Source organism: Prevotella sp. P4-119 (genome assembly GCF_002251345.1).
Classification (GTDB): Bacteria; Bacteroidota; Bacteroidia; order Bacteroidales; family Bacteroidaceae; genus Prevotella.
Map to the genome: position 1 here is coordinate 1 of NZ_NPJB01000110.1, position 5,855 is coordinate 5,855.

Here is a 5,855-nt window from a genome sequence, read left to right on the forward strand (position 1 = left end):
AAGGAGTCGGCTATAAGGACTTTGACAACATGATTTTGACACCCTGCACTAAAGGGTGACAAGATATACCAGCCGTGCCAAGGCTACTATCTTTGTGGTGGTGACACCCCGTGATTGCAAATTAACCGATGGTACGGCTGGCGATGGAACCCAGTCTGAGTAAAACTCGAAGAGGAAAGTATCTGATTATCACAGACCTGACGAGGGGCTGTGATGAATAGCCATGCCCCACTATTATGAATTCTTGTGGGTTTTATTACCCTTGCGGGGAAATCCCATTAGGTTTTATAGAGGAAAGTTAAGTCGAAAACATTTTCCTTACAATACCAAATAATTATAAAATCCTCATAATCGCATTAATACACTCATTTTCCCGTAGTTTTTTTACTAATATCTCGGTATATTAATTCCTTACAAAATGTTCAAAATACCTACTATCATTATCCTGTTTCCGTCATCCTATTTACGCCCTACAAATCCCCTCCTTACCTCGTTTAAGGTATTAAAAGTGGCGGCAGTATCGTACTGAAGACATCAGTATTAAAACTTTTGCGACTATGATTATCAAAACGAGAAACTATTTAATACAATGTCCTGTATTCTGTCGAGAATGTCTTTCCGGTCTCGTACTTCCATATGGTTGCAGTCGAGAAGATGGCAGGGAGAAGCGGGATAATGGGAGTTCCAATTGTCTATGTTCCCCTTCCACGATTTTCTCATCTTTTCGTTTTCTTCTCTGGTCTTTCCCTCGTCATTGGCTTGGTTCTCATGCAGGATGGGCTTGTTGACCATAATGTTCACTACGGTGCCATCGTAGTTTAATTCGGGCATATCGGCATATACCTTGTCGAAGATTTCAAGGCGACGGTCGTTAGACTTCTGAGTGGTATCAAGGTTCAGGAAATAATAGTTCTTGCGGTCATATACGGCTTCGATGTTCACCACACTGAGATTAATGCCGGGATGACGCTGACTCATAAACTTGGCAAATGCGATGGCTATTTCGGCTCCGATGCAATAACCGGTCAAGAAAAGGACTTGCTTGTCTCTCAATGCCACCATCATAAGGTCTTCGTATGTTTCAAACAAAACTTGGAGGGAGACATCCTTGCCGCCAATGAAGAAATTGTATATCGACTCGATGTTAAAGACCGAGAAGTTCTTCTCGAAACTGGAAATGACAGGCATGTTATAAGGGTATGACTCCACAAAACCGTTGAAATAAATAATCACCGGCTTTCTCTCGTCGGTACCCTCGCCCCAAGAGTATAGGTTCCTGTCGATGTTGTCTGTTAAGTTCTTCACACTCTTGAACTTCAAAACGTCGAAAGTGGTGAAGAAGACATAGGCTTTGGATGCCGACATATGAACAAAATCATCCAATAGAGCCTTGTTCATTCCCGCCTCAAAGAGGTCGGTATCGGCATCAATTCCTTCTGTGCCCATCACCTCCCTGGCTATGGAAAGGAGTTTAAGGCAAGCGTTGTCGTCGGTGTTGTCAAGCATTGTGTCGATAAGCCGTGCCATGCCTTCGAGAGTGGGATTCTCGTAGATGTTGGACGCGTTGACGGAGATACCGAAATGCTTGTGAATTCCATATACGAGTTGAATGACCATTATCGAATCGCCACCCAAAGAGAGGAAACTGTCGTTACTGTCTATAAAATCCTTGTTTAGCAGGTCGCCCCAAATCTTTACAAGACGTCTTTCCGTCAAAGTGGTTGGCGCATTGTAGTTGGCAAGGTCTGTCTCGGAAACTGGCATAGGGAGTTTTTGCCTGTCGATTTTACCGCTCGTGTTGTATGGAAATGCCGTAAGCGGCACAATAGCCGACGGAACCATATAAGAAGGGAGACGGTTGAGGACATGGGCTTTAAGGTCATCAACAGGGAATTTTTCCGCGTCAGGAACGAGGAGATAAGCCACAAGCATTTTGTTTCCGTTGTTTTCCCTTATCATTGCCAAGACATTCTTGATGCCATTGCCAAATTCCGAGATTATCGTCTCCACCTCGCCCAACTCTATTCGGAAGCCGTTCAGCTTCACCTGATGGTCGGTGCGTCCGAGGAACAACAGATGCCCGTTGCGGTCACGCATCACAAGGTCGCCGCTCTTGTAGAGTACGAGATTACGGTGGTTTTTCCTGTCGTCGTCGGATGCAAAGGGATTGGATATGAACTTGGTTTGGTTAAGGTCGGGCCTGTTGATGTATCCGTCAGACAACTTTACTCCACCGATGTATAGCTCTCCCACGGCATAGTCGGGCACCATGTTCTGATGGCTGTCGAGCACATAGGAAGCTACACCTGGCATGCTGGTGCCAATATCGTTGACGGCAGATCGAGGCGTAACGATGTTGTATGTTACATCGACACAGTTTTCCGTAGGTCCATAGGCATTGATAAACAACCTGTCCTTGCTCCAAAATTCTATTACATTATTATTCGTCAAATCGCCTCCTACCACTATAGTCTTCAAGGCTGGCAAATCCGTATGGGGCAAGGTGACAAGAAGCACTGGCGGAATGTTTATGAGCGAAATCTTGTGACGAGTGAGGAAACCAAGCAGCAGGCTCGTGTCCCTTCTGTCTTCCTCCAAGGGCAGATAGAGTGTAGCTCCGATGGCAAGAGATGGAAAGATTTCCACCACGGAGGCGTCGAAAACAATGTTGGCAAACTGCATTACCCTCGACTCTTCGGTCATCTTCTGCAAGGCAATGTTGTTGACAATAGTTTGGCTAAGCATTGAGTGCCTAATTGGAACGCCCTTCGGCTTGCCCGTTGTCCCGGAGGTGTAGATGATGTAGGCGACATCGTCTGGAAGAACCTGGGGCAAAGCCACAGATTCGTCGTCGGCAATGATGTCAGCTGCACTTGGGTCAAGACACGGTAGAGTGCCGAACATATCACGTGTTTCCCTATGGGTGAACACAAGCCGTAGGGAAGCGTCGTTGACGATAAATGCGATGCGGTCCTTCGGATGGTGGATGTCGATGGGCACATAGGTGTTGCCTGATTTCAGTGTGGCGAGTATTGCCACAATCATATCGATGGTCTTGGGCAATGCAATGCCGATATTGGACCGTGCAATGCCCATGGCATGCAGTTTGCGGGCAAGGACATCGCTCCGTTTGTCAAGTTCAGAATAAGTGATTTCTTGTTCCTGATGCACCACTGCAATGTGGTTGGCATGTTCCATCGCCTGTTTTTTGAACATACAGGTGAAGGGATCGTGGTTGGAGGCAAGTTGTAGGTTTGCCTGCTCAATCTCTATGAGTTCTTGCTGTCTTTGAGGGTCGATGAGCCTTATCTGCGACAACAAGACTTTGGGATTGTCCGTCACCTGTCGGAGGATGTATCCGAAGGTGTGGCCCAGCATCTTCACATATTCCAATGATATGGTTTGCTTATAGCGCAAGTCACAAGTCAGTTGTTTGTCGGCGTCGATGACAAGAAGCAGTTCGGCAGACACGTTGGTGTTGACGTGTCGCCAATCCAACACCTCGCAATCTTTGAAATCAACGGTTAACTCATCCAGTTTCAGAGGATAGTTAATGCTGAAATTAAAAGAGTCCCTTATGGCGTTGTGGGTCTTTGGCAGATAGTCGCCATAGATGGCAAAAATATGCTGTTGCTCTGCCATACGATTGGAGTTGGAGTATTCCAGAAGGTCGGTGAAAGACTTGTCGGAAAATTCGCTGAAAGGGTATTTGATGGGGAAATTATTTACAAACACGCCTAAAAGCGGACAACCCTTGGGACGCATGTTCAAGGCGTGGTCCAAGGCTATGGCACTGGTGTTAAGCACCTTAGACAGTGTAAGAGTCCAAACGGCGGAATAGACTCGAAAATGGGTGGTGTTGCATTGCTTGCATAGCCCGCTGACCTTAGAGTCCATCTCCTCTCCAAGGCGGAAACGCCAGGTGTTGGGCGCATCTGTGGTCTTGGTGTTGTCATACACTGTCTGAGGCAGTATCACCTTCACCGGCACATCTTTGATATATTGCTTCCAATATGCGGTGTCGGCGGCATTGTTTGTCTTGAACTGACTGTCGAGCACCTTGTTGAACTGCAAGAGTTGTTCAATTTGGTTTTCAGCGACATACCTGTTGTCCATCAGCTGATTGTAGATGGTTGTCAGGCGGTCGAAGAATGTCCTTATCGACATACCGTCCATAACCAAATGATGGAACGAATGGAGCAGATAGTGGAGTTCTCCCTTCCTTATGCAGCAGAAACGGCAAGGCAGCTCACGACCAAGGTCGAAGGGCACATTGACAAGGTCAGACAGCATCTTTTCAACGTGTTCAGCATCAGTGTCTTTGTCAATGGTGAGGAGCTTGAACGGCAGTTCAAAATTCTCCTGTGGCACGAAATAGGGATTGCCGTTATCGACCTCGACGATGGAAGAAAACGGCGGATATTCAACCATTATCTTCCTGTATGCCTCCTTCAGGACAGGCAACGACAGATTTCCCTTGATGATAAAGGTATGGTTAGGGTCGTTATATTCTGTGGACGGCGATTTCAACAAATCGTCCATCCAGAATTTTTCTTGAATAACATTTAATCTTATCCTTATTCGTGTCATTGTGTAATCTCATTAAAAGACATAAGAAACCTTGGCAAGGAAGTTAAACTTCTGCTGTGGTATTGGCAATATGAAACTCCCGCCTTGGTAATAGTCTTTGTTCAACATGTTGTAGAAATCTACCGATGCCTTAATCTTCGAGTACTGACAGTCGATGCCCGAATTGACAATCACCCTTCCGTCGATTTGATATTCAGGATTCATCACATTATTCTCTCCTATGAACACTGTTGGCAGCGAGATAGGTGAATACTGTTTTGAGAGAACCTGGACATTTGCACGCAGGTTCATGCGCCAACCATTTCGCCGTTCACTTCTTCTCGACTAAGACCAGCTTCAATCTGTTTAAGTCTTTACTTCCCATAATTAATCAATTAAATTTTATGGCTAAGTTATTTCCTTTTTTCGAGATAAACGAAGGAAAATCGGAAAAACTCCATTTCTGAGTGTAAGATTTAACTTTTCATGCGCAATTTGCTACTTGGATTTATGATTCATTTACACAATCATCCGCATAACAATTGTAAGGAATGGCTGTATGAAAATTGGGGGTAGAAATCGAAAGGCGGTCAAATTCTTAATAGTGTATGAATATAATACTGAAATATAATAAAGAAGTTTTATATTTAATTTATGGTGGTAGAGGCGAAAGCCATTGGATAAACAAACTTTCATATAACAATGACTTAACTGCGCACGGAGGACTACCACCTTAGCAAATTTACATAAAACCCCCGAATTATAAGCCAGTCGGGATAAAAAACCTAATGTCATTTCCCCGAACCGGGCAGTGTTTGAGAAAAAAAATGTCAAGTCCGCCACAGATTTTTGTCCTATATACGTGCTCTTTTCGTCACAATTTTGTATATTTGGGGCCTATTGTTTAATCCTCTAAAGTTAGGATTATGAGAATAGTATGCGGACTTGACGTGCCAAAGATAGCATATTTCTTTGTATTATGAGCAGCACGGGTGAGATTTTTGAGAAAAAGTATGGTGTTTTAACAAATCAGCTTGAGGAAATGCGTGATTTGATGCTCACGTATCACGTGCAGGAGGTCGGTATGGAAAGCACAAGTGTCTATTGGGTTCCTGTATGGCGCATACTGGAACCTCATTTCAAGCTGAAACTTATCAACCCCTATTTCATCAAGCAGCTTCCCGGTCACAAGAGCGACGTGAAAGATGCACAGTGGATAGCCGAGTGCATGATGAAGGAACTGGTGCGCGGCAGTTTCGTTCCCCCTGAGCGCATCCAGCAGCTCC

The 5,855-nt window shown here is 45.0% G+C and carries 2 protein-coding genes and 1 pseudogene; 1 reads left to right on the plus strand and 2 read right to left on the minus strand.

The genetic code is table 11. From position 1 onward, the window contains the following. Positions 1–564 precede the first annotated feature (564 nt). Both CIK89_RS13235 and CIK89_RS13240 read right to left on the minus strand, forming a co-directional pair. On the minus strand, positions 565–4,590 hold the full coding sequence (locus CIK89_RS13235) for an amino acid adenylation domain-containing protein (RefSeq protein ID WP_094391826.1): 4,026 nt from the start codon (positions 4,588–4,590) through the stop codon (positions 565–567). A 12-nt stretch (positions 4,591–4,602) separates the two neighbouring features. Continuing rightward, the gene (locus tag CIK89_RS13240; RefSeq protein WP_094391827.1) at positions 4,603–4,881 is read right to left on the minus strand and encodes a hypothetical protein; all 279 of its coding nucleotides are present in this window, start codon (positions 4,879–4,881) and stop codon (positions 4,603–4,605) included. A gap of 614 nt (positions 4,882–5,495) precedes the next feature. On the opposite strand from CIK89_RS13240, the pseudogene CIK89_RS13245 reads away from it, so the two are divergent. Continuing rightward, a pseudogene (locus CIK89_RS13245) lies at positions 5,496–5,855 on the plus strand (transposase); the annotation flags it as partial.